Origin of the sequence: Streptomyces guryensis (assembly GCF_021261325.1) — a bacterium.
Lineage (GTDB): Bacteria > Actinomycetota > Actinomycetes > Streptomycetales > Streptomycetaceae > Streptomyces > Streptomyces guryensis.
The window spans coordinates 72,141-98,451 of sequence record NZ_JAJSBI010000021.1; the positions used below are offsets into that span (position 1 = coordinate 72,141).

The 26,311-nt window shown below is 71.1% G+C and carries 16 protein-coding genes and 2 pseudogenes; 11 read left to right on the forward strand and 7 right to left on the reverse strand.

What is annotated here, in order from left to right; all coding sequences use genetic code 11:
* Positions 1-176: 176 nt before the first annotated feature.
* From LJ657_RS33360 to LJ657_RS33370, 3 genes are all read left to right on the forward strand, one after another.
* Complete coding sequence (locus LJ657_RS33360; RefSeq protein ID WP_232652715.1) at positions 177-635, forward strand: RidA family protein; 459 nt, start codon at positions 177-179, stop codon at positions 633-635.
* Positions 636-753: 118 nt separating this feature from the next.
* The gene (locus tag LJ657_RS33365) at positions 754-2,172 is read left to right on the forward strand and encodes an amino acid permease (protein WP_232652632.1); all 1,419 of its coding nucleotides are present in this window, start codon (positions 754-756) and stop codon (positions 2,170-2,172) included.
* Positions 2,173-2,231: 59 nt separating this feature from the next.
* The gene (locus LJ657_RS33370) at positions 2,232-3,416 is read left to right on the forward strand and encodes an alanine racemase (RefSeq protein WP_232652633.1); all 1,185 of its coding nucleotides are present in this window, start codon (positions 2,232-2,234) and stop codon (positions 3,414-3,416) included.
* 76 nt (positions 3,417-3,492) lie between these two features.
* Here the strand turns inward: LJ657_RS33370 and LJ657_RS33375 are convergent.
* A pseudogene (locus tag LJ657_RS33375) lies at positions 3,493-4,009 on the reverse strand (IS1380 family transposase); the annotation flags it as partial.
* Between the two features lie 70 nt (positions 4,010-4,079).
* Between LJ657_RS33375 and LJ657_RS33380 the strand changes: the two are divergent.
* The 4 genes and pseudogenes from LJ657_RS33380 to LJ657_RS33395 form a co-directional block, all read left to right on the forward strand.
* Positions 4,080-4,438: pseudogene (locus tag LJ657_RS33380) on the forward strand (transposase); the annotation flags it as partial.
* Positions 4,439-4,475: 37 nt separating this feature from the next.
* Entirely contained in the window at positions 4,476-4,787 is a 312-nt protein-coding gene (locus tag LJ657_RS33385; RefSeq protein ID WP_232652634.1) for a DUF7713 domain-containing protein, read from the forward strand.
* A 1,555-nt stretch (positions 4,788-6,342) separates the two neighbouring features.
* Positions 6,343-8,700, forward strand: coding sequence for an MFS transporter (locus LJ657_RS33390; protein ID WP_232652716.1), 2,358 nt, complete (start codon positions 6,343-6,345; stop codon positions 8,698-8,700).
* A gap of 195 nt (positions 8,701-8,895) precedes the next feature.
* Positions 8,896-9,861 (forward strand): Lrp/AsnC family transcriptional regulator, encoded by a 966-nt coding sequence (locus LJ657_RS33395; RefSeq protein ID WP_232652635.1) that lies wholly within the window; start codon positions 8,896-8,898, stop codon positions 9,859-9,861.
* Between the two features lie 230 nt (positions 9,862-10,091).
* Here the strand turns inward: LJ657_RS33395 and LJ657_RS33400 are convergent, their stop codons facing one another.
* The 3 genes from LJ657_RS33400 to LJ657_RS33410 form a co-directional block, all read right to left on the reverse strand.
* Positions 10,092-10,517: an alpha-L-rhamnosidase N-terminal domain-containing protein gene (locus LJ657_RS33400; RefSeq protein ID WP_232652636.1), complete on the reverse strand. Its 426-nt coding sequence runs from the start codon at positions 10,515-10,517 to the stop codon at positions 10,092-10,094.
* A gap of 432 nt (positions 10,518-10,949) precedes the next feature.
* Positions 10,950-12,590 (reverse strand): DHA2 family efflux MFS transporter permease subunit, encoded by a 1,641-nt coding sequence (locus LJ657_RS33405; RefSeq protein ID WP_232652637.1) that lies wholly within the window; start codon positions 12,588-12,590, stop codon positions 10,950-10,952.
* A 361-nt stretch (positions 12,591-12,951) separates the two neighbouring features.
* Complete coding sequence (locus LJ657_RS33410) at positions 12,952-13,188, reverse strand: hypothetical protein (protein WP_232652638.1); 237 nt, start codon at positions 13,186-13,188, stop codon at positions 12,952-12,954.
* Between the two features lie 96 nt (positions 13,189-13,284).
* Here LJ657_RS33410 and LJ657_RS33415 point away from each other — a divergent pair, with 96 nt between their 5' ends.
* Positions 13,285-14,280, forward strand: a complete 996-nt coding sequence (locus LJ657_RS33415) for an Lrp/AsnC family transcriptional regulator (RefSeq protein WP_232652639.1) — start codon at positions 13,285-13,287, stop codon at positions 14,278-14,280.
* Here the strand turns inward: LJ657_RS33415 and LJ657_RS33420 are convergent.
* The 3 genes from LJ657_RS33420 to LJ657_RS33430 all read right to left on the reverse strand — a co-directional run bounded on the left by LJ657_RS33420 (position 14,236) and on the right by LJ657_RS33430 (position 16,804).
* Positions 14,236-14,481, reverse strand: a complete 246-nt coding sequence (locus LJ657_RS33420) for a class I SAM-dependent methyltransferase (RefSeq protein WP_232652640.1) — start codon at positions 14,479-14,481, stop codon at positions 14,236-14,238. The genes LJ657_RS33415 and LJ657_RS33420 overlap by 45 nt on opposite strands.
* 191 nt (positions 14,482-14,672) lie before the next feature.
* Entirely contained in the window at positions 14,673-15,368 is a 696-nt protein-coding gene (locus tag LJ657_RS33425) for a response regulator (RefSeq protein WP_232652641.1), read from the reverse strand.
* A gap of 344 nt (positions 15,369-15,712) precedes the next feature.
* Positions 15,713-16,804, reverse strand: coding sequence for a sensor histidine kinase (locus LJ657_RS33430; protein WP_308117099.1), 1,092 nt, complete (start codon positions 16,802-16,804; stop codon positions 15,713-15,715).
* A gap of 495 nt (positions 16,805-17,299) precedes the next feature.
* Here LJ657_RS33430 and LJ657_RS33435 point away from each other — a divergent pair, with 495 nt between their 5' ends.
* The 3 genes from LJ657_RS33435 to LJ657_RS33445 all read left to right on the forward strand — a co-directional run bounded on the left by LJ657_RS33435 (position 17,300) and on the right by LJ657_RS33445 (position 26,151).
* Positions 17,300-20,695, forward strand: a complete 3,396-nt coding sequence (locus tag LJ657_RS33435; RefSeq protein WP_232652642.1) for a S8 family peptidase — start codon at positions 17,300-17,302, stop codon at positions 20,693-20,695.
* Between the two features lie 168 nt (positions 20,696-20,863).
* A complete protein-coding gene (locus LJ657_RS33440; protein ID WP_232652643.1) occupies positions 20,864-24,595 on the forward strand; it encodes an nSTAND1 domain-containing NTPase in 3,732 nt (1,243 codons plus the stop codon).
* Between the two features lie 125 nt (positions 24,596-24,720).
* Complete coding sequence (locus tag LJ657_RS33445; RefSeq protein WP_232652644.1) at positions 24,721-26,151, forward strand: polysaccharide deacetylase family protein; 1,431 nt, start codon at positions 24,721-24,723, stop codon at positions 26,149-26,151.
* The last annotated feature ends 160 nt before the right edge of the window (positions 26,152-26,311 follow it).

Below are 26,311 nucleotides of genomic sequence, written 5' to 3' on the forward strand. Positions count from 1 at the left end.
CACACCACACCTCGGTCGAGATTGGTGCAGCCGCACGATGCACGTCGTGGTGACGCGCAGCACGCTGATGCCCATCGACACCCCCACCCCCGAAAGCAGGCAGCGTCTACATGTTCGCGACACCATCCACCAACGGTGCATCCGACCACGCGCGGAGCACTGCCTCCGCGTCACCCATGTCGCCATGGGCGCACAACCTCGCCGAGCTCGGGTTCGAACAGCCGTCGACGGCCGCGCCGATCGGCGTCTATGTTCCAGCGGTACGGACCGGTGACCTGGTCTATACCTCTGGCCAGTTGCCGTTGGTGCGGGGATCGATCGAACGACCAGGGAAGGTCGGCCGCGAGGTCTCGGTGACGGACGCGTCGAGGGCAGCGGAAATCTGCACCCTGAACGCACTTGCTGCGATCGATGCCCTCATCGGCCTCGACTCGGTCGTACGGGTGGTGAAGGTGACCGGGTTCGTCGCTTCCGCCGACGACTTTGCCGGCCAGCCCGACGTCGTCAACGGCGCCTCCATGCTGCTCGCGAGCGTTTTCGGCGATGCCGGTACACACGCGCGCTCGGCTGTCGGCGTCGCCGAACTGCCACTCAACGCCCCCGTCGAAGTCGAACTCATCGTCGAGGTTGCCTGACCCCCCACGCCCAGCCGGACCCGACCGGGCGACGCCCGGCACGGTCTGCCAGGGCTGTCCCCGCCGACCCAAAACGCCTATATCCGAACACCGATCTCGATTCGAACAAGGACACATCATGACAGTCGACAGCTCCCCCGAAGGGGCGACCGAGGACGGCCTCGCGCAAGGACTCAACAAACGGCACATCCGCATGATCGCGATCGGCGGTGCCATCGGAGTCGGGCTCTTCCTCGGATCCGGGAAAGGCATCTCCTACGCCGGTCCGGCCCTGATCGGCGTCTACGCGGTCACCGGCGTGTTCATCTTCATCATCATGCGTGCCCTCGGCGAGCTGCTGATGTACCGGCCCGTCTCGGGAAGCTTCGCCGAGTACGCCCGCGAGTTCCTGGGCCCTGCATACGGTTTCGTCACCGGCTGGGGTTACTGGATCACCTGGACCATCATCGGGATGGCCGAACTCACCGCAGCCGGAGTCTTCGTCAAGTTCTGGTTCCCGTCGATGCCGCAGTACCTCACGGCGCTGATCGCGCTGAGCGCACTCGTCGGACTGAACCTGGCCAAGGTCGGATTCTTCGGGGAGGCCGAATTCTGGTTCGCATCGATCAAGATCGTCACCATCCTTGCCCTGATCGGCGGCGGCGTCTTCGCCCTGGTCTTCAACGTCGGCAAAGCGGGCCAGGCAGGCGGGATCGAGAACCTCTGGAAGTACGGAGGCATCGCCCCGCACGGGCTGCTCGCGGTCCTTCTGGCCTTCCAGATCGTGGTCTTCTCCTACCAGGGCGTGGAACTCATCGGCATGACCGCGGCCGAGACCAAGGACCGGGAGACCGTGATACCGAAGGCGATCAACTCCGTGCCCTGGCGTATCGGGATCTTCTACGTCGGCACCCTGATCGTGCTGATGTCACTGTTCCCCTGGGATCAGTTCAGCGCGGACGAGAGCCCCTTCGTCAAGGGCTTCACGCACATTGGTCTTCCCGCGGCCGCCGGCGTCATGAACTTCGTCGTCCTCGCCTCCGCTCTGTCGGCGTGCAGTGCCGGGCTGTACAGCAACGGACGCCTGCTCAAAAAGCTCTCCGCGGACGGGCTCGCGCCCAAGGTGTTCGAGAAGACCAGCCGAGGTCACGTGCCTGCGGCCGCCATCATCGCCTCCGGCACTCTGATGCTCGTCGGCGTCGCGGTCAACGCGATCGTCCCGGAGAAGGCGTTCTCGTACATCTCGTCGGTCGCCACCCTCGGAGGAATCTGGAGCTGGGGTGTCATCGTCGTATGCCACCTCGTCTACCGGCGGCGCGTCGAACGCGGTCAGGCACCCGCGAGTACATTCCGGCTCCCTTACGCCAAGGCCCTGTGCTGGACCACTCTCGCCTTCCTCGCAGCCCTGACGGTTCTCCTTGCGTTCGACGAGGGCCAGCGCATCGCCTTGTACGCCCTGCCGGTCTGGGCAGCGGTTCTCATCGGCGGCTACCGGCTGTCGTCGCGAAACGCCGCCCGCAAGGAGCACATCCCGGCCCGGACACCGAGCGCGCTGTGAGCCGTGAGTCCGTCCACTGGCGCTGACGCCCTACCGAGCAGCCACCTGAAGGAACAGCCGTGATTCCCGCCGCATACCCCCAACTGCGTCTCGACGCCACCGTCCTTGATCGCAACATCCGCATCATGGCCGACTGGTGCAAGACCCATGACGTCGTGCTTGCTCCCCACGTCAAGACGACGATGTCCGCTCCCATCATCGAACGACAGATCGCGGCCGGCGCCGTCGGCGTCACCGTCGCCACCGTCGACCAGGCCGCGACCGTCCTCGGCTGGGGACACGACACCGTCCTCGTCGCGAACCAGATCGTCGACCCGTTCGGACTGGCGCGGCTTCGGGCCTTGCTCGCCGCCGAGCCGGAACGGAGGATCCGGTGCTTCGTCGACTCCGTGGCCGGGATCGCCGCAGCGAAACAGGTGTTCGGCGCGCACGGCCCCGCTCTTGAAGTGCTGCTGGACATCGGCACTCCGGGTGGCCGCACCGGTATCCGCGACCCGGAGCAGGCCCGCCGCGCAGCGGAGCTTGTCCGAGCGGCTCCCGGACTCCGGCTCGTGGGAGTCGCCGGGTACGAAGGCGTCGCCCCGAACACAAGGACCGACGAAACGCTTGCGGCCGTGGACGAACACTGCCGCCGGGTCCGCGACGTCTACCTCGACGTCGCCGGACTTTTCGAGACCGACCGCCCCGTGTACTCGATGGGCGGATCGGCCTTTCCCGACCGTGTCGTCGAATTCCTCCCGACGGAGGATGACGTTCCGGGCACAATCCGGTTGCTCAGGTCCGGTTGCTATGTCACGCACGACCACGGCGTCTACGACCGCGTGAGCGCGATTCCCGGCCTCGCCTCAGCCCTGGCCGTGCGTGCGGTCGTCGTGTCCGCCGCCGAGGACGGCACCGCCGTGGTCGGAGCCGGGAAGCGCGACCTTCCCTACGACACCGAGACACCGATCCTTCTGTCCGCCAGCACAGCGGCCGGACAGGACAAGCCGGATGTCCACGGCCGCGTCCGCGCACTGTACGACCACCACACCGTGCTCTCCGACGCACGGAATCTTGAGGTGACGGATGTTGTCGAGTTCGGGATCTCGCACCCGTGCTCGGCATTTGACCGATGGCCCGAGTACCTCATCACCAACCACCACGGTGATGTGATCGACGTCTGGCGCACCGACTTCCGCCGATCGTCGATCGACACAGTGCTCAGCGAGTCGGCGAGAGGAAGAGGGGCAGCTCATGAGCGGTGATCAGCCGCTTGAACCGGATACGGCGCATCAGTTCCCGGGCCGCACAGCGCCGCCGTCCTCCTGCGCATCACCGTCCCGAGTGGCAGGTGACCAGGGTGGCGTCGAGGTCCAGAACCAGGCCGGGCAGGGTGCGGCCGCCCGCACGCGAAGGAGGTATATCCCGGCCGGCGTCGGCGGCCTGCAGCCAGGCGATCTCCCGGGCAGTGGCGCGGGCTGATCGCAGTGCCGCGAGTGCGACCGGGTCGACGTCGGTCAGGACCCGCCAGGCGGTGAGGATGGAGGCGACCGGCCCGAACACCTCACGCTGGTCGCGTAGGACGGCCAGGTCGGTGATGGCCTCGCCGCCGTCGGCGAGCATGACAGCGAGATCGACGGCAACCCGGCCCGGAGCGTGCCCGGTGCCGCGTGGCCGTAGCTTGCGCAGGGTACGTCAGGCCGGTCGCGTCGGCGAGGTCGGCCAGCAGACGGGATCCGGCGTGACTGACGACCCCACGACCGTCGGCCGTGACGACAAGTCGGGGACGTGACGCGGTAGTGCTCACGCAGAAAGCGCCTTCCTCTGCGAGATGACAGAAGCCGTAGACAAGCCCGATCGTCCCAGGTCAGAAGGCACTTTCGCTTTCCCGCTCATGATCCGGACACGGCCCCAAGTGAAACGCGCAGGTTAACGGGCTGTCGGACTTCGAGACGGTGCAGGAACTGCGGTGCGACCTGCGATGGAAGGCTGCCTGCGGGGACTGGGCGCCCACGACATGGCCTTCGATCCGTCGCTGCTGGCCTGCTTCCGCCGCCGGATGGCCCGTTCCGCCCGCCCCAACCGCGTGTTCGAGGCCGTGCGCGAGGTGGTGAAGGACACCGTGCTGGACGATGCGGTCGCCACCCAGGACACCGTCACCCAGATCACCGCCGCCGTCCGCGCGGTGATCCGCGAGGTCCCTGGCGCCGCAGCGGTGGCTGCCGCGCAGTGCAGCGCGCACGACTACACCGACCCGGGCAAGCCGAAGATCGCCTGGAGCGACGCGGTTCGAGTTCGCGGTGCTCGGCGATCACGATGCCGACGTGGACCAGCTGGCCACCCGGGTACGCGCTGAGGCCGAAGCGGAGATCGGCCGCTGCTACCTGGATCCGACCCCACACGGCGCGGGGTGGAAACTGGCCGACAGGGAGGCGGCGGGCCGGCTGGTCGCGGATCTTAAGCGCGGCCCGATGCGGGTCGTGGTCGACGGCCGGACGCTGTCGTGGGACGAGCTGAGCGAGGCGTTGTCCTCGTCCGAGGGCTGGCGGTTTCACCTGATCATCGACGATCCCCTAACCGATACGCGATCGGATGCGGGCAAGGCCACGTTCAGCGAGCAACACCGGCCGGGCTGAGCACGCCCGCCTGGGCAGCCGCGGCAGCCGGCACGTCACGCCCAGCCACCGGGGTGCGGCCGCTCAGCTGTCTCGGCGGCCAGCCACCTCTACCAGGAGGGTGCGGAGCTCGGGCCCGCTGGTGGGGGCCTTCACGCTGTGGATCACAGCCTCGCGCGACTGGCCCGACGGGTCGGTCGCGGACATCTGTCTACGCCCCGCGTTCCTACACTGACGCCGTCATCGTCGGCTCCGCGTTCATCCGCGACCCGGAGCTGTAGAAGAACCCGGACCAGTTCGCCCCGGATCGGTGGCTACCGGACAGGCAAGCCGCCACAAGCATCGGCCGCGGTACCTGTCTCACCGGCGCCGCGCTAGTGGCGGAACGCGCCGCCGTGGCTTGGAGGGCGTGAGTGTGGGGCTCTTCGCAAGCTGGCGCTTCATGCCGAGGACATTTCACTGCAGGAGGGCTGCGACGGACGCGGGGAGAAGATCCCGCAGATCGGTGATCTGAACGTGGGCGGCATGGGTCGCCGTGAACTGGGCGACGGACATGCTCGGTGTGCCGAAGACGGTGGTGAAGGTCCGCAGTGCCCCTGGGCTGCGGTCCAGGGCCCAGGCCGCGGTTGCTGGTGGTCAGGAAGCGGCGGGGCTCGGGGCCGATCACGAAGAGCTCTGCCCGGCGGCCCGAGGTGTCGGCGGCGAGCATCACGAGGTGCCGTCCGCGTGGCGGTGTGCTCGTTCCACTCGGCACCGATGTGCGCACTCGCCTCGACCTCGATCAGCTCCTGCACCATCCGCTCGGCGATGGCGCGGACGATCTCGATTCCGTCGGACGAACGTAGTGACTCAAGCAGGCGTATCAGGTCAGATTGAGACAGGGCCATCGTGCACTCCCACCGCTTGAACTGGCGTTTTAGCAGGGAGAGTTGCACGATGGCCCGCCCCTTGGTCAGGGAGCGGCCGCCCACATCAGGTGTGCGCCCCGAGCAGACGCCCGCGCACTCCCACTCGTAGATCGCTTACACCACGAGAAGGGGCACCATCCCCTCCTGACCTGCGGAAACGTCGGGCACTAGAGAAACGCCCCGCGACGCCCGACAAGGCGAAACCGCAAGCCAGCAGGCATGCCGTCGCTGCAGAGGCTCCGAATTACGCGGAACGCGGGATCAGGAATCGCACGGCGCCCGGCCGAGGGCGCCGGCCCAAGAGCCCTTCCGCCGAGGCGTACCCGCCACACATCCGCCCACGCGTCCTCGAACACTGGGACGGCTGACCTGCTCGTCGTCCAGGAACGGCTCACGCAGTGGCAGGTCAACTCGCATGCGGAATGTGGCACACCGCACCGCCTACGGATGACGCAAGATCCGCGCATGCACAGGACAGATGGCGGTTCTTGTCCGTTCCGCAACGGATCCTTGGTGCCGGGGCACTTCGGGGCGGAGATTGGCACGGCCAGTCCGGGAGCGCGCCGCACCACCCGTGCGGCACGGTCGCGAAAGGAAGCTCTGTGAACGCCACGACAGCCGCAGCACCGGTCACCGCATCGCCGGATCGTCGCCAGGCCACACTGGTCATGGCCTGTGTCGGCGTGTTCGTCGCCTACATGCCGGTGACCACCGTGTCGGTCAGTCTGCCCGCAATCCAGCGGGCGTTGCACGCACCGACCTCCCAACTGCAGTGGGTGACGGACGCGTTCGTGCTCCCGATGGCCGCGTTCGTCCTGACCGCCGGGGTGGTGGGGGACGTGTACGGCCGCAAGGGGGTGTTCCAAGCGGGCCTGCTGTGCTCGGCCGCAGGTGCCGCCACCGCGCTGGGTGCCCGCTCCATTGAGGTGCTGTGGGCAGGGCAGGCACTCTCCGGCCTGGGTGCCGCGGCGCTGCTGCCGACGACGCTGGCGCTGATCAGCCATGCGGTGCCGGACCCGCGCGAGCGCGGCAGGTTTGTCGGGCTGTGGGCGACCGCCCTGTCGGCGGCCCTGGCCTCCGGCCCGCTGGTCGCCGGCGGCATCCTGGAACATGCCGCCTGGCGCTGGATCTACCTGCTGCCGATCCCCGTCTCGCTGATCGCCCTGACCGCCTCGATCCCTCTCCCGGCCGACTCCCGCGCGCCGCGGGGGCGACGACTGGACTGGCTCGGGCAGCTCACCGCCGCGACGGCGGTCACCGCGCTCGTGTACGGCGTGATCGAGGGCGGTGCCGGTTCGTTCACGGACACCCAGGTGCTGGTGGCCCTGCCGCTGGCCGGCCTCGCCGCCCTCGCTTTCGTGATGGTGGAGCGGCACAGCCCGAGTCCGATGCTGGATCTGAGGCTGTTCCGCAGTTCCGGCTTCGTCGGCGCCACACTCGTCGCGATGATCACCTTTCTCGGGCTGATCGGCTTCTACTTCGCGATGAGCCTGTACTACGGCGTCGTCCAGCGGCTGACCACGTTGGAAGCAGCCGAGCGGATGATCATGGTCAGTGGGACGACGCTGGTTCTCGGCCCACTGGTGGGCCGACTGACCCGGCACGTCAACGCCCGGGTCCTGATCACGGGCGGTCTGCTGGTGGCCGCAGGTGCTTTGCTGTCCTTGACAGGCGTCGAGGTCCACACCTCGCTGGGCGCGCTGTCATGGCGGCTGGTGCTGCTGGGGCTCGGCCTGGGCTTCGTGATCACGCCGATGACGAACACGGCTGTCAACTCCGTGCCGTTCGAGCTGGCGGGCATGGCCTCGGCGGGCAGCAACGCCTTCCGCCAGCTCGGCGCGGCGTTCGGCCCGGCCGTACTGGGCGCCGTGCTCTCCACGCGGGCCACGAGCACGCTGCCCGGGCACCTTGCGGATGCGGGCCTGACCGGGGCGATGGCCCGGCGCATCACCGAAACCGCCGCCGACAGCGGCCTGAGTGCGGTGGCCCGCATGCCACTGGGCGCCGACCGTGGACGTGCTCTGACGGCGCTGGGCGAGTCGTTCCTCGGCGGACTGAGACTGTGCCTGACCGTCAGCGCCGGCCTGCTTCTGCTGGCCGCGCTGGCGGCCGCGGTCCTGATCCGCCGCCCGCGCCCCTCGGCCGTACCGGACTCCGGGAGGGCACAAGGCGGGACGCCGGACGCGTCGCTCGACCGGGCGACGCGCACCACCGGAGACACCGCACACCTCGTCTCGGCCCCCCGACCGCCTGGCCCGCTGCTCTCGGGCCGAGTGAGCGACACGGACGGGAGCGGCATGGCGGGCGCGACGCTGACCCTGATCTCACCGATCGGACGCCGGCTGGGACGGACGGTGGCGCGCGGCGACGGCACCTACCGGCTGGACGCTCCCGGGCCCGGTGCGTATTTCCTGGTCACGGCGGCCTCCGGTCACCGGCCGCAGGCGCGGACCCTGCTGCTCGGGACGGAGCCGACGGCGTACGACGTCGTCTTGCCCTCGATCCGCGGGCTGGCGGGCACGGTGACCGACGAGGAGGCCGGGCTGCCCCTGGAGGCAGCCGTCGTGACCGTGACGGACGTGCACGGCGCGGTGCTGGCGGCCGGCTCGACCGACGAGCACGGCCGGTTCGGCTTCCGGGAACTGCCGTACACCGACGGCACGGTGGAGGTGCGGGCGACCGCCACCGGTTTCCGGCCGGCCGCGCTTCCGGTCCGGCTGTCCGACGCCGGTGCTGCCATGGTGCATCTGCCACTGCGGCCGAGCGCACGGCTGCGGGGAACCGTACGCAGCGGCGCCGACCGCACGCCCCTGGCGGATGCGCGGGTGACGCTGGTGAACGCCGTCGGCGATGTCGTGGCCGACGCGATCACCGCAGCGGACGGCGACTACGCCTTCACCGACCTCGACGCCGGCGAGTACACGGTCATCGCAGCCGGGTATCCGCTCGCGACGGTGCACCTGGCGGTGGGCAGCGGTCACGACCTGGACGGTCTGGACCTCGCCCTGGCCCACCCCGAAATCTGACCGACGCCTTCACCGACGTACCGGACGGGGCCGCCCGAGCGGAGCGGCCGTACCGGTACGGGCGCCTTCCGTGGGGACGGGACGGCGCCCCGCGCGAGACCCGGGACCGTACTCCCCCATGGGTCCCGGGTCTCCCCGCGACAGACAGCACCGGGCCCCGACCGACCGCCCCGACACCGAGCCTTGGAGCTGGACATGCCCGTGAACTCCCCGGCACGCGACGTCCTCGACACACTCGACGTCCAGCTGCTGCGGGCTCTGCAGATCGACGGGCGCGCCTCGTTCAGCCGTATCGGGGCCGTGCTCGGCGTCTCCGACCGGACGGTCGCCCGCCGCTTCCAGCGGCTGTGCACCCTCGCGAACCTGCGGGTGGTGGGCATGACCGACGACCGCAGGCAGGGCGGGGTCAGCTGGATCGTCCGGCTGGGCTGTGTGCCCGACGCCGCCGAGAGCCTGGCGGACACGCTGGCCCGGCGCCCTGACACGGTCTACGTCGCCGTGGCCTCCGGAGGCACCGAGGTGGTGTGCGGCGTGCGTGACACGGACGGACTCGTCCTGGACCGGCTCCATCTCAGCGCAGGGGTCACGTCGGTCAGCGCCCACTGTGTGCTGCATTCCTTCCACAAGGGCGCGCTCGGCCCGGTCCACCGCATCGCTGCGCTCGCCCATGAGCAGGAGGCCGCGCTGCGCCCTCCGCCCGCGGAGTCGTCCGACCAACCGATCCCACGGCCGGCCTCGGACGATGTGCTCCTGGCGGCGCTGCGACGCAACGGACGAACGCCCCTCACCCAACTCGGCCAGGTCACCGGCCAGTCGGAGTCGGCCGTCCGGCGCAGGCTGGAGCGTCTGCGCTCGGCAGGTGTCCTCCACTACACCGTGCAGTTCGACCATGAGCAGCTCGACCACGGGTTCCGGGTGCTGCTGTGGCTCACCGTCGCCCCCGCCCACCTGACCCGCGTCGGACACGACCTCGCCGGCCACCCGGAGGTGAACTTCGCCGCGGCCGTCACGGGCGACTCCAACGTCGTTGTCTCCACGCACTTCGCCACGCGCAGAGAGCTGTACGCCTACCTCATCAGCGGCATCCGCGGCGTCGAGGGCATCGGGAGGGCGGAGACTTCGTCCGTCCTGCGTCAGGTCAAACGGCTCGCACACCCGTAGGGCGGTGGCCGGGCGGACTTCAGCGCCCTGTCGGCGCCCAGGAGTGCCCAGGTGCAGGCTCACCGGACTGGTCCGGGCCACGATCTGCGCGGACATCGCCCACGGCAGGCGGTGCCCGGCGCCCGCGCCGAAGTCCGTCGCCACAACGCCCCGGCAGACCGCCCATGTCCGGATCACCGTCCCCTGGAGTCCGCCGACGAGACGGCGAGGGAAGGCGACGGTCGCAGCCTTCACCGCGTGGCGAAGTGGCACGGCCCGGAAAGACCCGGCGCCGAGTCGTCGAATCCCGGTGCGCTCCAACCGGGCTGTCCGAGACGGGCGTCATACGTCTCGCCCTCGTACAGCCCGCTCGCGACGACCGGTCCGATGCCCGCGCGCCAGCCGGGGCCGGTGGTGACGATGTGGGTGGTGCCGTCGGCGTAGGTGATGTGGAGTTCCGCGAACAGGCCGGTGTGCGAGCCGTACAGGTTCCGGGTACCGCCGTTGAAGCCGAGCAGTCCCCGGTACCAGCCGTCGGCCAGGTGTGCGCCCCACACGTTGGGGCCCGGCCGCAGCAGGCCGGTGACGTCGAACGTCTGGTAGCGATGCCGATGGCGATAGCTCGTCCAGCCGGGGGCCGGCACGACGTCGACCGAATACGCCGGATGCTGGCGCATCGGAGAAAGCGGCGGCCGGGGAAGCCGATGCAGCGGCGATGACCTGTGCGGTCCACTGGTGCTGAGGCATGACGTCCTTCTGACGGAGCGGGGCACAGCCGTCCGGTACACCCCCGCAGACGCAGCCCGTACGACCGCCGTGGGAGACAGTGGGAGACAGCGGTGCTCGGTGAGCAGAGAGAGGCTCAGTGCGCGGCGACCGCAACCGCCGCCTCCGGCTCTTCTTCCGGCTGGTTTCAAAGGCGGTATCAGCAGGCTGAGGACGAGGGCGCCCGGTCCGATGCCAAGACCCGAAGACGCGTCGCCGAACGAAGCGTTCCCCGGGTCTTGGTGTGCGGGAGTTGGTCCCGGCAGGCGGGGGGCGGGGCATCGTCTCCGGGGCCCTGTGAACGGCCCGGGAGACGATGCCCCGCCCCCTTCCTCGTCGGCCGGTCAGCCGCGCCGGTGACCGTGGGATTTGGCGGTGGCCATCGTCTCGTTCTTCTCGGCGGCGTCGGGGCGGCTGTGCTGTGCCGTGTCTGCGGCCTTCACACCGGCCGCTGCGGCCTGCCTGGGGCGGCGCAGGAGGGTGGCCGCGCACACGGCGGCGATCAGTACCAGCACCGCGGCCACGATGAGGCACAGCCGCATGCCGTCGATGAGGGAGTCGCCCAGGGCGCCGTAGACCTGTCCGGCGGTGGAGCCGAGGTTCATCCCGGCGACCGCGCCCAGGCCACCGTCCTTGGCGGTGGCGACGATGGTGTGGGCCTGGGTGCCCGTCACACCTGCGTCGGCGAGGTGACCGGGCAGGGTGTGCACGGCGCGGGTGGACAGCAGGGCGCCCAGGACGGCCGGGCCGAGCGCGCCGCCGACCTGGCGGAAGGCGTTGTTGGCGGCCGAGGCCATGCCGGCCAGCTGGTGCGGCACGGCGGCAACGGCGGTGGCCGTCATCGGGGTAGTGACGAGGCCGAGGCCGACGCCCAGCACGATCAGGCGCCAGGCGATGGAGCCGTAGGAGGTGTCGGCATCGAGGTTGGTCATGGCCAGGAGGGACCCGGCGATCAGCACCAGCCCCCCGGTGATCATCCAGCGGGCCTGGACGCGGTGCATGAGGCGGCCGGCCGGGGCGCCGGCCACGATCGCGGCGACCGGGACCAGCAGCAGGCGGGCGCCTGCCTCCAGGGTGCCGAGCTGCTGGACCATGCCGAAGTACAGGCTGAGGACGAAGAAGAAGCCGATCAGCCCCAGGAAGGTGATCAGGGCGATGAGGGCGGTGGCGGTGAAGGCCGCGCTGCGGAAGACCGCCAGGTCCAGCATGGGGCTGGCGCTGCGCTTCTCCGCGACGACGAACGCGATCAGTGCGACGACGCCCAGTGCGAGGGCGGCGACCACCTTCGGCGTGGTGAAGGAGTCGGCGCCGCCCTCGATCACGCCGTAGACCAGGGCGGTGACGCCGACGGCGGCGGTGATCTGGCCGGGCCAGTCGAGCTTGCGTCCGTGCGGGGCGCGCGAGTCGGTCAGCAGCGGGGCGGCGACGGCCATCGCGACCAGCGAGAGGGGGATGGACAGCAGGTAGATCCAGCGCCATGAGTAGTGGTCGAGGATCACGCCGGCGATGACCGGGCCGACCGCCAGGGCCGCGAGCAGGGCCATGGCCCACATACCGATGAACTTGCCGCGCTCGCGGAAGTCGGGCACCGCGTGGCTGATCAGCGCCAGCGTGGTGGGCAGCAGCGCCGCCGAACCCAGGCCCGCCAGTGCCTGGCCCGCCCACAGGGTCTCGATGTTGTGCGCGCACAGGGCGACGGCCGCGCCGGCCGCGCTGAAGAACAGGCCGGCCTGGAAGACCTTCTTGCGGCCGTGGACGTCGCCGAACACGCCGGCGGTCAGGATGAAGGCGGCCATGGGAAGGACGAACGCGTCCTGGACCCACGACAGTTGCGCGGTCGAGGTGTTCAGCGCCCGCTGGACGGCGGGCAGACTGACGGCGACCGTGGTGATCGGCAGATAGGCGACGAACACGCCGAGGCAGGCCATGACGATGGTGGCCGCCCGCCTGTCCGTCGACCCGCTCGCCGGTGTGATGACGTTCACGGAAATTCTCCGTTTTCTCCCGTACGGCGTGGTGCGCCGCAGTCGGTTGGGTGGGGAGGGGTGGGTGGTGCTCAGGGACTGCCATGCCGAAGTCGGCAGCCCCTGCCTGGGCGACGCAGCCGGTGGCGTCCTCCAGACGTAGGTTGGCGACAGCGCTCCGCCGTTTACGTCGCTGTCAGCCCGAACTCCGCCCGGTGCGCGGCCGGATGGGCCTGCAGCTCGGCTCGGGAACGAGCACGCTCGAATGGGGTGTCGAGCGGAAGGCGTCGGCGGTGAGGTCCACGGGGACGAATGCCTCTCTCGGGAAGTGGTACTGCCCTTGTGCGGTGGTGCCACCGACTCGTCGGCCGGCGCGGGCCGGTCAGGGAGCGACGGCGACGCCGCGGCGGGCAGCCCTCAGGAGAGCCGCCGCGGGCACCGGGGCCATGTCATCGATCGCCCGCTGGATGCGGGAGAGACCGGCCCGTGGGAGCGCCGTCCGATGGGACGGCGTCACGTCCGTCGCGGTGAGGTGCGCCAGCAGGACGAAGGTGCCGATACAGACCGCCGCCGGCGCCAGCCGCGTACCCATGGGAGTCACGCCCTTTCTTTTGGACATGACCAGCATCCGCCTCGCAGCCCATAACTACGAAGCCAATTGCTGAAGACGAGCAGAAACCTCTATGCAGCTCCGAAAATGTGTCACACTCCACTCGTGATCGACGATGTGGACATGAAAATCCTCCACGCCCTCCAGTGCGCACCCCGTCTCTCGTTCCGGCACATCGCCGAAGTGACCGGCGTGTCGGAGCAGACGGCCGCCCGCCGCTACCACGCCCTGCGCCGCAGCGGGGTGATGCGCGTGGTCGGCCTGGTCAACCCGGCCGTCCACGGCAAGGCACAGTGGGTGGCCCGCATTCGCTCCCGCCCCGACCGGGTCGGGCCCCTGGCGGACTCCCTGGCCAAGCGGCCGGACATCGCCTACGCGAACCTGGCTTCCGGCGGCTCGGAGATCATCTGCATGATCCGCTCCGCCGTCGAGGCCGAGCGCGACGACATCCTCCTGCGCCAACTGCCCCGCTCCGCCTCGGTCCTGGACGTCAGCATCGACCTCCTCCTGCACCCCTTCGGCGAGACCGGCACCAGCGAATGGACCGCCTACGGCAACGGCCTCACCCTCGAACAGGTACGGCAACTCACGTCCGACCGGCCAACCGTCCCCGCCGGCCCACTGCGGCCCCCCACGGACGAGGACGCCCCCCTGCTGGAAGCCCTCGCCGAGGACGGCCGCACCACCCACACCCGCCTCGCCGAGCTCACCGGCTGGTCCAACGCCCGCGTCGCCCGCCGCCTGGAGGCCCTGGAGACCTCGGGCACGCTCTTCTACGACGTAGAACTACTGCCCGAGCGCCTCGGCCACACCCTCAACGCCACCCTCTGGCTGCGCGTCGCCCCCGCCCGCCTCGAACAAGCCGGGGAGGCGCTCGCGCGGCACGCCGAGGTCGCCTTCGCCGGCGCCATCAGCGGCCACCACAACCTGATGGTCAGCGTCATCTGCCGCGACGCCGAGGACTTCTACCGCTACCTCACCACCAGCGTCGCCGCCATCGACGGCATCGACGCCTACGAGGTCAGCATCCGCGTCCGCCGTCTCAAACAGGCGGCCTCACTCATCTTCCACGGCCGCCTGGTCCCTACGGCATCCGCGTAGGAGCCCGCAGCGTGCTCGTGCCCCGGGCGGGGCCGACGCCTCGGCCCGGACCACTCGATTCGGGTACGGCGGCGAGGGGGAGGTGTCGTTGCGTGCGACGTGGTCCACGATGTCGTACGAGTACAGGTGGCCGGTGCCGTTGTCCTTCAGGGCCTGGAGGATCCAGGTGGTGGACCAGCCGAGGAAGGTGCCGATCTCCACCACCTCTCCGGGCGGGTCTTGCGCAGCAGGAAGTGATCTCCGCCTCGATGCCGTCGAATTGGGCTTTCAGCGAGGTCGGCGGCGCGAGCAGTTCCCGCTGCTTCTCGCGGGCCCGGTCGAGATCGTGAGCGTAGCTGCGATGAAGGTGGCACGTCGCACCCAGGTGCCGACTCCGGTGTCACACCCGGGTATCAGGTGCCCGGGGCAGGCTGGGACATCCCCGGGGCGACCAGCCCCGACTCGTAGGCCAGGACGACGAGTTGGGTCCGGTCGCGGGCATCGAGTTTGGTGAGAAGCCGGGTCATGTGGGTCTTGACCGTCTGCTCGGCCACCACGAGACTCGCAGCGATCTCCGCGTTCGACAGGCCCTGCGCCACCAGGAGCAGAACCTCCGTCTCCCGTGGCGTGAGGCCGTTCAGTCGGAGCCGGGCGTCCCGGCGGGGGGTGGGGCGGCGCCGGGCCACGTCCTCGATGAGGCGTCGGGTGACGGAGGGGGCGAGCAGCGCCTCACCGGCGGCGATCACCCGCACCGCCTGCACCAGTTCGGCGACCGGGGCGTCCTTCAGCAGGAAGCCGCTGGCCCCGGCGTGCAGGGCCTCGTACACGTAGTCGTCGATGTCGAAGGTGGTCAGCATGAGCACCTTGGGGCGGTGCACCACACCGGGCGGCGGATCCAGCAGCTGTCGGGCTGCCTCCAGCCCGTCCATCTCCGGCATCCGTACGTCCATCAGCACCACGTCGGGATGCGTGCTGCGGCTGACCTCGATGCCGAGCCGGCCGTTGGGCGCCTCCCCCACGACGTCGATGTCGCTCTGCGCCGACAGCAAGGCCGCGAACCCCGAACGCACCATGTCCTGATCGTCCACGACGACCACCCGGATAGTCATGTACATCTCTCCTGCCCCTGTCATCTGACGAGCTTCCAATCTCCCCTCGTGGCAAGGGCCGCCGCCTCGGTCGAACGGCCATGAGCAACCGGCCTGGACGGGCTGGGGCTCGGCCGAACGGCGGATGACGGGACGTCACGAGCCCCCGGCGCCGGTCGGGACGTGGTCCTCTCCGCCCGGGACGACCGCAGCCCGGATTCTGCAGTCGGCGGGCCGGGCAAGGAACGAACCGCACCGTGACGTCGCGGGTCTCACCCGACTACCGGCACCGGCCGCCGGTCTCTTTCAAGGCGCCGGCGGCCGCGCTCCTGCTCTCTACGGCGTGGCAGAGCGTGCCACAAAGGTCACGACGGCGGCTTCTCCATCGGCAGCTTCGCCGTGACCTCCCAGCCCCGGCGGTCGGGGCGGGGTCCCGTGCGCAGCTTGCCGCCGAGCGCGGTGACCCGTTCGGTCAGCCCGACCAGGCCGAAGCCGCCGCCGCGCGCGGCCTGGGGAAGCCGGGTGCCGCCACGGCCGTCGTCGCGCACCGTGACCTCCAGCACGCGGCCGTCGTAGGCCAGGCCGACCAGCACCTCGGTGGCGTCCGCGGCGTGCCGCCGCACGTTGGTCAGGGCTTCCTGGACGACCCGGTAGGCGGCGGCCTGCATTTCATGGGGCAGCCCATCGGGCACCGAGGGATCACGGCGCAACACGGCCTTGGGGCCGACGGGTCCGGCGAAGCCTTCCACCAGCTCGGGCAGCGCGGCCAGATCGCCCCTCGGGTTGCGGTCGGTGTCACCGGCCTCCGGCGCCTCGCGCATCAGGCCGACCGTGCGACGCATGGAGGCGAGGGCTTCGGTGGCGGAGCGTTCGACGTCCTTCAGGATCCCGTTCAGGCGCTGGGGGTCCGTCGTGGCGAGGAGCTGGGCCACCTGCGTCTGCACCAGGATCCCGGTGACGTGGTGAGCCACGAAGTCGTGCAGGTCGGCGGCCATGGCGAGGCGTTCGGCCCGCTGGGTCTCGGTGACCGCTACACGGCGGCGGCGGTCCAGTGCGCGCAGGTACCCGCCGAGTCCGGCGACCACGCCGGCCAGCACCAGCATCGCGAACGGGTTGACGGCCGAGTCGCCGGGGGCCTGTCTGTAGGGCAGCGCCGAAATCGCGGCACCGTCCAGAACGCCGCACACCGCCGCCCACCGCACGCGGCAGTCACGCACCGCGATCAGGAGCAGGCACAGCAGGATCGCGAGTTCGCCGGGTCCGGACAGCGCCTCCCTGCCGGACAGGAACACGGCAGCCGTCACGGCGCCGGAAAGGACCGCGGGCACGGCGGTGCGAACCACCGTCGTAAGCCACTTCGGCCGCCGGGCGGCGGGCCACAGGAGCGCCGCCAGACCGACCGGAAGCACCACCAGCTGAGGCCACCACAAACCGCCGTCGGCGCCGGCCAACAGCACGTCCCCACCTGCCGCCAACAGCAGAAGGACGATGCCGAACGCTCTCAGAAGGCCCCGACGACGGCTGGCCGTTGCGGGAGACGCACCCATGGCGCGCACGCTGCTCGGGAGATCCACGGCGCGACCCTAATCCCTTCACCGGCACGGCCGGGTCAGCCGAAAGGCCATCTTCCGCGACACAGCGAGCCGCGCACACCGGCCAAATGGCCGAGATCGCGCGCGAACAGCCATCTCCCTCGATTTTTCACTGCCCGAGAGGAGCTACTGACCAATTCCCAGGAGACCAAGACTCGTTCACGGCCGACGGTACTGCACCGCCGACGGCTCACGCGGCCCAGGTTCACACGCCCCCTTGTGTGGGCCCGGGCCGCCGGTGCGCCCGCGCGGACGGGCCTCATCCGCGACCACCCACCCACTTGACTTACGGGGAAGCGAGACAACACATTGCGCAACAAGCACAGCCGGACACGGAAGCGGTTGACGGCACGGGGCGCCGTGTACGGGATACCTGCCGTGGTGGCGGTGGCCGGGCTCACCGCCACCGTCGTCACCCCGGCGGCAGCGGGCTCGCCGGCGAACTTTGCGGCCTCAGCGGCGAGCGGGTCGGCCCGGGCCGGCGTCCACGTGACGCTGGTGACCGGTGACACCGTGAGCATGGACGGCACGGGCCGGGTGACCGGTGTGCGGCGCGGCACGGGCCGCGGGCACATCGGTTTCTCGATACGGCGGTTCGCGGGCCACACCTACGTCGTCCCGCAGGACGCGACCCGGCTGCTGGACAGCGGGCGGCTGGACCGTCGCCTGTTCGACATCACGCAGCTCTTCAAGGACGGCTACGACGACGCCCATCGCAAGCAGGTGCCGCTGATCGTCTCCTACCGGGGCGGCAGTGGCACCCAGGCCGGGGCCCGACGTGCCCTGGCAGCCGCCGACGCCGACGTCGAGCGGATGCTGCCCGCCGTCCGTGGCGTGGCGCTGTCCGTCGACAAGCCGGACATCGACGACGTGTGGCGGGCGCTGACCACCCCGGTCGCCGGCCACACCGCCGTGGCCGCCGCGCCCGGCATCGACCGGGTGTGGCTCGACGCAGAGGTCAAGGTGGCCGCCCAGGACAGCGACGCCCTCGATCCCGAAGGCGGTGTCGCGCAGATCGGTGCCCCCGCGGCTTGGAAGCAGGGCTACGACGGCAAGGGCGTGAAGGTCGCCGTCCTGGACACCGGCGTCGACGCCACCCACCCGGACCTCAAGGGCAGCATCCTCAAGACCAAGGACTTCGCCGGCTCCGACACCGGCTCCGACACCGGGTCGACCGACGACAGGCAGGGCCACGGCACCCACGTCGCCTCCACCATCGTCGGCTCCGGTGCGGAAAGCCACGGCAAGTACAAGGGTGTGGCGCCCGGCGCGAAGCTGCTGGTCGGCAAGGTCATGGACGACACCGGCGTCGGATCCGACTCGTCGATCATCGCCGGTATGCAGTGGGCCGTGGCACAGGGCGCCAAGGTCGTCAGCATGAGCCTGGGCGACACCGACACCCCGGGGGTGGACCCGCTGGAGAAGGCCGTCAACAGCCTGTCGGCCTCTTCCCACGCCCTGTTCGTGATAGCTGTCGGCAACGACGGCCCCTCCGACACCACGGTCGGCACTCCGGGCTCGGCCGCGTCGGCCTTGACCGTCGCCGCGGTGGACCGGCACGACAAGGTCGCCGACTTCTCCAGCCGCGGCCCGACCGCGGACGGCGCGCTGAAGCCGGACATCGCCGCGCCCGGAGTCGACATCGTTGCCGCGCGGGCCGCCCACGGCAGCGAGGGCGAGGAGGTGGCGCCCGGATACGTGAAGATGTCGGGCACCTCCATGGCCACCCCGCACGTCGCGGGCGCCGCCGCGATCCTCGCCCAGGAGCACCCGGACTGGACCGGCGAGCGGATCAAGGCCGCGCTGACCGCCTCGGCTAAGCCGCTGACCGGCACCACCGCGTACGAGGCCGGGGCGGGCCGGGTCGACCTGAACCAGGCGACCGGCGCCACCGCCGCCACCGAGCCGTCCTCCGTCGGCTTCGGCGTCGCCAAGTGGCCGCACGACGACGACCAGCCGACGCCCCGGACGCTGACGTACCGCAACTCGGGCACGAAGCCCGTCACCCTGGACCTGGCCTCCGACGTCACCGGCCCCGACGGCGGCAGCGCACCCGCCGGCATGTTCACGGTCTCCCCGGCCCGGCTGACCGTCCCGGCCGGCGGCACCGCGCAGGCCACGGTCACCGCCGACACCCGGCTCGGCGGCGCCGACGGCGCCTACTCCGGCGCGGTGACCGCGAGCGGCGACGGACAGAGCGTGCGCACCGCCCTGGGCGTCATCCGCGAGGTGGAGTCGCACAAGCTGAAGCTGACCGTCACCCGCCGCGACGGCAAGCGCGACGACGCGCCCGGCGTGACCGTGGCGAACCTGGACACCGGCAAGCAGTACACGCCGTTCGACGACGGCAAGAACCACCCCGACGGCACGGTCACCCTGCGGCTGCCCAAGGGGCACTATGTGGTCGACGCCCAGACCACCGACTCGCGGGGAAAGACCGCCCTGCTGGTGGCACCCCGCCTGACGCTCGACCACGACACCAGCCTCGCCCTCGACGGGCGCAGGGCCGAGCCAGTGAAGATCACCGCCCCCGACCGCCGGGCCACCGCGCGCGACGCGCAGGTCCTCTTCGCGGCCCGTGGCGCCAAGCCGGCCTACGACTACGCCGGCGGGAACACCGTCGACGCCGGTGACACCGCCCTCGGCCAGATCGGCTCCTCCACCGCGGCCGGCTCCTTCGTCGCCCAGTTCGGCGGGATCTGGCAGCGCACCGCCGTCTCCCCGGCGTACAACCTGGTCACCACCCGTACCGGCTCGTTCTTCACCGGTCTGAACCGGAGCTTCTCCAGTACCCGGGACATGGCCCGGGTGAACACCTCCGTCGCGACCGCCCTGAGCGGCGCCGACACTACGCCCCAGGTGAACTGGTCCATCCCCGACTGGCCGCAGCTCGGCCGGGCGTCCCTCGCCCTGGAAGGCGCCCGGCGCCCGGCGCCGACCGCCTCCGTCGTGCAGTACCTGAGCACCGACCGCGGGCTGCGCTGGAACCTGGGCACCGTGATCGGCAACGGCTCGCACAACGAGGACACGTTCAACTTCCTCACCGACCGCCGCTTCGAGCCGGGCCACACCTACCGGGTCACGTTCGACGGCGGTGTCCACGGGCCGGCCGTCGCGCCGGCCTCCGGAACCGGCGCCAAACGGCTCGGCGGGTTCTACTACGTGTGCGTGCCGATGTTCTCCGACGGCCCGGGCAACCTGGCCTACCTCCCCCAGGCCACCATCACCACCCGGCTCAGCTCCGGCTCCCGGGTGTTCACCTCCACCACCGACGACACCTGCCTGAACGTCTACGGCGGCCTGCCCGCCGCACCGACCCCCTACCGGCTGTCCATCAGCGCCGACCGCACCAAGGACTACCGGACCAGCGACCACGTGGACGCGGTGTGGACCTTCACCTCCCGCGACAACGGCGAAACCAAGGGGGTCCCCTTCCCGCTCTCCGTCGTCCGCTTCCACCCGAAGCTGAGCCTGACCGACACCGCCAAGGCCGGCGCCCGCGTCACGGTGCCCCTCTCGCTCCAGGGCCCGGCCGCGGCCAAGGGCCACCTGAAGTCGCTGACCGTGCGCGTGTCGTACGACGGCGGCCGCACCTGGAGGACGGTCGCCGTCCACACGGACCGCTCCGGCAAGTGGTATCTGACCCTCACCCACCCGAAGAAGCCCGGCACGGTCTCCTTCCGGGCGGCCCTGACCGACACCGACGGCAACACCGCCACCCAGACCATCCACACGGCGTACCGCACTGTGCGCTAGCCATCCGGACAGCTGCACGCCGTGTCTCCGGCCGTACCGGTCGGAGACACGGCGGTGTCGTGCGTCGGCCTCGCGTCCGCAGAATGGGCCGCAATTGCCTCGAATCGGCGGCCGAACGTAGGTTGGCGGCGATCACTGGTGTGTTTGCAGGTCGAAAGGTACGGCCCGGTGGGACGACGCGAAAAACCGGTGGACCCCGAAGCCGGACCCGTACAGAGGCTCGCGCACGACCTGCGTCTGCTCCGCGAGAAGGCGGGAAAGCCCCCGTACCGGGAGATGGCCGCGCGGGCGGGCTACTCGACGACGGCCCTGTCCCAGGCGGCGGCCGGCGACCAGTTGCCCTCACTCGCGCTGGTGCGGGCATATGTCCGGGTGCTGGACGCCGATCCCGACGAGTGGGAGCGGCGCTGGCGGGAGGCGGACGCGGAGGTCCGGGCACCCTCGGCCGAGGAGCGGGCGCCCTACCGGGGGCTGGCACGCTTCGAATCGGGCGACAGTGATCTCTTCTTCGGCCGGGGAAAGCAGGTCAGAGAGCTGCTGGGCTTGGTGCGCGCGCACCGGTTCGCGGTGCTGTCCGGCGCCTCCGGCAGCGGCAAGTCGTCGCTGCTGCGGGCCGGGCTGATCCCGGCACTGCGGCAGGCGCAGGGCGCCGACCGCCCGGCGGTGATCCGAGTGCTCACCCCTGGTGAACAGCCCGCGCGAACGCACGAGCAGGCGCTCGTCGCGAAGGACGGAGGGGACGGCGAGGACGGCGGCCCGGACACCTGGGTGATCGTCGACCAGTTCGAGGAGCTGTTCACCCTCTGCCATGACCGCGCGGAACGCGACCGCTTCCTGGATCTGCTGCTATCCGCCCGCGAGCCCGCGAGCCGGCTGCGCGTGGCCATCGCCGTACGCGGCGACTTCTACGGCCACTGCGGCACCCACCCGCGACTGGCCGAGGCGGTCGGCCGGGCGACCCTGCTGATCGGGCCGATGGGCCGGGAGGAGCTGCGGGACGTGATCACACGGCCCGCGACCGCCGAGGGCCTGAACGTGGAGCGCGCGCTGACCGCCCGCATCATCGACGAGGTCATCGACCAGCCGGGCGCCCTGCCGATGCTCTCGCACGCCCTGCTGGAGACCTGGCGCCGGCGCCGCGGCCGCACCCTCACCCTGGCCGCGTACGAGGAGGCCGGCGGCGTGCGCGGGGCGATCGCCGCGACCGCCGAGCAGGTCTACGGCGACCTCGCGCCGGAGCGGGCCCGCACCGCCCGCCGCATCCTGCTGCGGCTGATCGCCCCCGGCGACGGCGCCGCCGACACGCGCCGCCCGGCGTCCCGGGCCGAGCTCGGGCCCGAATCGCAGGACGTGCTGGAACGCCTCGCCGCCGCCCGGCTGGTCACCCTGGACGGCGACACCGTCGAACTGGCCCACGAGGTCCTGATCACCGGCTGGCCGCGGCTGGCGGGCTGGATCGAGGAGGGCCGGGAGCGGCTGCGCGCGCAGCGGCTGCTCGGCGAGTCGACCCGCGCCTGGGAGCAGCTGAACCGGGATGCGGGAGTGCTGTACCGGGGGGCGCGGCTGGCCCAGGCCGAGGAGTTGTTCGACGGGCCCTCGCAGGACGACCTCGCCGAGCCGGAGCGGGCCTTCCTCGACGCCTCGCGGGCCGCGCGCGATGCCGAACGGGACGCCGAGGCACGGGCCACCCGCCGTACCCGTGTGCTCACCGCGGGCCTGTCCGCGTTCCTGGTGCTCGCGCTGGCCGCGGGCCTGCTGGCCTGGCAGCGTGGCCGGACGAGCGAGGAGGAGGCGGCCAAGGCGGCCGCCCGCCGCCTGGCCACGGTGGCCGCCGGCCTGCTCTCCGACGACCCCCGCACGGCCGCCCGGCTCTCCGTCGCCGCCTGGCGGCTCGCCCCGCTGACCGAGTCCCGCTCGGCCCTGCTGGAAGCCCTGGCCCGGCCGGAGCGGGACGCCTTCACCGACCCGCAGACGGGTGAGAACATCCGGCGCTTCCTCACCGGTCAGGGTCGCTCCCTGGTCACCGTCACGGGCGGCAGGGTGACCGTCCGGAACGTGGCCGACCACCGCGTCACCGCCACCTATCGTCTGCCCGCCGGCACGGAGGTCGCCGAGGGCGGCCCCGACGGCCGCTTCCTCGTGGTCATCGGTCAGGACGGCGACCAGCTGTGGAACCTCACCTCGGGCAGGACCGTCGCCGACCTGGGCGACACGGTGGACTGGGCGCCTGACGGCAGCGCTTACGTCACGGGGCCGACGGACGGCACCGGTTCGGTGCGCGTGCACCGGGTCGGCGACGGCAAGACGCTGTTCACCACGGACATGTCGCGTGCCCTCACCGCCGCCGCGGTCGGCCCGGGCGGCCGTCTCCTCGCCCTGTGCACGGCCGGCGGTGCACCCCAGGTGTGGGACACCGTCCACGGCGGGAAGGTGACGGGTGCCTGGGAGAAGGCACGCGGCGGCGTCTGCGGTACCGGGTCGGGGGCGGACGGCGGTTCGCGGCTGCTGCGGTTCAGCGCGGACGGCCGGCGCCTGGCCGCCGTCCTGGGAAACACGTCCACGGTCTGGAACGTCTCCGGCGGGCGAGAGGTCGCCGACTTCGCCAGCGCCGGTACCACCGGCTTCACGGACGCCGCCCTGTCCCCGGACGGGGAGTTCCTGGCCACGGCCGACGGCGAGGAGATCGCCGTGTGGCGGCTGGCCAATGGCGGCGGACAGGTCTTCCACACGCCGCTGGCCGGCGCCGAGGTGAGGGGCCTGGCCTGGGATCCGGACACGAGCCGCCGGACACTGCGCTATCTGGACGGCGCCACGGTCCGCACGTACGACGTGAGCGACCGCCTGGACGCCCACTGGCAGCGCACGCCGGCCGACGCGACCGCGCTCAGCCCGGACGGCTCCGTCCTGGCCACCGCCACCCGCTCCGGCACCGGCTACCGCTTCGAACTGCGTACCACAGGCAGCCGAGCCCTCCTCGCCCGCACCACCCTCGGCCCCCTGCCGACCGACTCCGGCGACGGCTCCCCTCAGTCGGCCTACAGCCCGGACGGCCGCTTCCTCGCCGTCGCCGACACCGTTTCCTCGCACGGCTCCGTGCGGCAGCGCTTCAGCATCTGGGACGTGCGTGCGCACCGGGCCCGTACCTCGTTCGAGACGTCCGGCGCGGCGGACCGCACCGTCTACGCGCTGGCTCTCGGCCCGGGCGGCCGGACGCTGCTGGCCGCACGCTCCGCAGGCGGCGACAGTACGGCCGAGGTCTGGGACACTCGCAGCCACCGCCGGACGGCCACCCTGAAGACCGTCTACCAGGGCAGTCTCGCGCTGCGGCCCGACGGGCGGCTGCTCGCCGACTCCGGCGACGAGTACACGGCGCTGCCGTCCGGTCGCGTGCGCAGGCACGCCCTGGCCGACGGCCGGCAGGTCACCGCACTGGCATTCAGTCCCGACGGCACCCGGCTCGCCGTCGGCGACTCCACCGGGCACGTGACGCTGTGGGACGGCGCCCTGCGCCACCGCCTCGGCCTACTGACCGGCACCTCCGACACGACCCCCGGCAGCGAAGCGGAGGCCGTGGGCGCGCTCGCCTTCTCCCCCGACGGCTCCACCCTCGCCGTGGGCGGCCAGTACGGCACCCTGCGCCTGTGGGACACCGCCGGGCAGCAACTCCTCGGCACCGACCTGCCCACCGCCCGCGACGAGATCGACACCCTCGCCTTCACCCGCGACGGCTCCACCCTGTACGCCGGTGGCCCGGACGTGCTGCTGCAGGGCTACCCCGTCGCCCCGGACGACATCGCCCGCGTCCTGTGTTCCCGGGCCGGGGGCGGACTCACCGGCGCGCAGTGGCGGACGTACGTGCCCGACGTGTCGTACCGACAGGTGTGCCCCTCTGCACGGTAAGTGACGACGGACGTGGAGGGCCGGGAAGGTTTTTTTGTTCGCAGTGACTGCGACGGTCGCTGAATAATATCCCTGACCTGCAGGATCGGACCCCGATAAGCCCCCGATCCCAGGTTCTGGTCCTCATGCGCGCACATCTTGTCGTCCCCTCTCTCCTCCTGCTCGGCTCGCTCTGCGCGACGTCGGCATGCTCGTCCGGATCCTCCGGGACGGCGAGTTCGACGACCGCCGGAGCACGGCCCGGCTCGTCCTCCACCGTCTCCTCGGTGAGGTCGGTGGACCCCTCGAAGATCAAGGGCCTGCAGCTCGTCACCGACAACAGCGAGAGCGCCTCCTGCGCGTGGGCCACCAGCTACCCGGACGTCCCCGGCGCGAGCACGATGACCGACGCGATGAAGAAGTACGTGGAGGAGCGCCTGGAGACCTTCCGCTCCGCGTGTCAGGGCGACGACCATCGCGAACTAAACATCAGCCACCAGTTCCTGGTCGCCTCGGGGGACGTCCTCGGCGTGCGGCTCACCACCCTGGACGGTGCCGCCGCAGGGAGCGGACTGTCCAGTGGCACATATTGGTACGACGGGAAGGTCGGCGCGTACCGCACCGCACTCGCACTCGTCGCGGACGGTTCCAGGGACGCCTTCGTCACCGCCCTGAAGAACCAGCTCAAGGGGCGGGAGGGCACGGATGCGGACACGGTGGATGAGGCGTTCGCCGACCGGTCCGACCTCACGGCCATCCTCGACGACATGGCCTTCACCCCGGACGGCGGGCTGCGGGTGGCCTTCGACCAGGGCGCTGTCGGCGCCCCCGCCGCCGGCTCGTATCTCGTGACCCTCCCCAAGGCGACGGTCACCCCCTGGCTGTCGGCGTTCGGCAGGCGCGCACAGCACCAGACCGTCCAGCCGTCCCGCTCTCTCGACCTCGGGGCGACGAGCACGCCGGCGGCCGCCGCGCCGGCCCATACGGCATCCGGCGACGACGAAACCGACTGCAAGCGGGTCCGCTGCATCGCCCTGACCTTCGACGACGGTCCCGCCGCCCCGGAGACCGCGACCCTGCTGACGTACCTTGCGCAGTACAACGCGCGGGCCACCTTCTTCACGGTCGGCCAGAACGTGGTCGCCCACCCGGACCTGGTGCGTGCCGAGGCACGGGCCGGCAACGAGGTGGGCAACCACTCCTGGAACCATCCCGACCTCACCAAGCTCAGCTCCGAGCAGGTCGCCTACCAGCTGAACCGCACCAGCGCCGCGATCAAGGCTGCCACGGGCAGGGCCCCCACCCTCTTCCGGCCGCCCTACGGCGCCGTCAACAGCGCCGTACGCGGTGCCACCACCCTTTCCCCGGTGCTGTGGACCCTGGACACCGAGGACTGGAAGTACCCCGATGCCACGAAGGTCGCCCAGTCCGTCATCGGCAAGGTGAAGCGCAACGACGTCGTCCTCATGCACGACATCCACCCCACCTCGGTCGCTGCGCTCCCGGAGATCCTGCGCACCCTCAGCGCTCGCGGCTACCACTTCGTCACCGTGAGCCATCTGCGCGCCACGATGTGACCACCGCCGAGAGCTCCGCACGTCGTCGCCTCCACCCGCCCTCATGTCCTGTCATGGAGTTGTCACACCTTGTTCCCCCGCGCAACGTGCACCCCACCTCGCGGAATGAGGTCTTCCACGACGTGAAGGCGCACAGTTCCTCCAGACCGCCCCGCGTGCT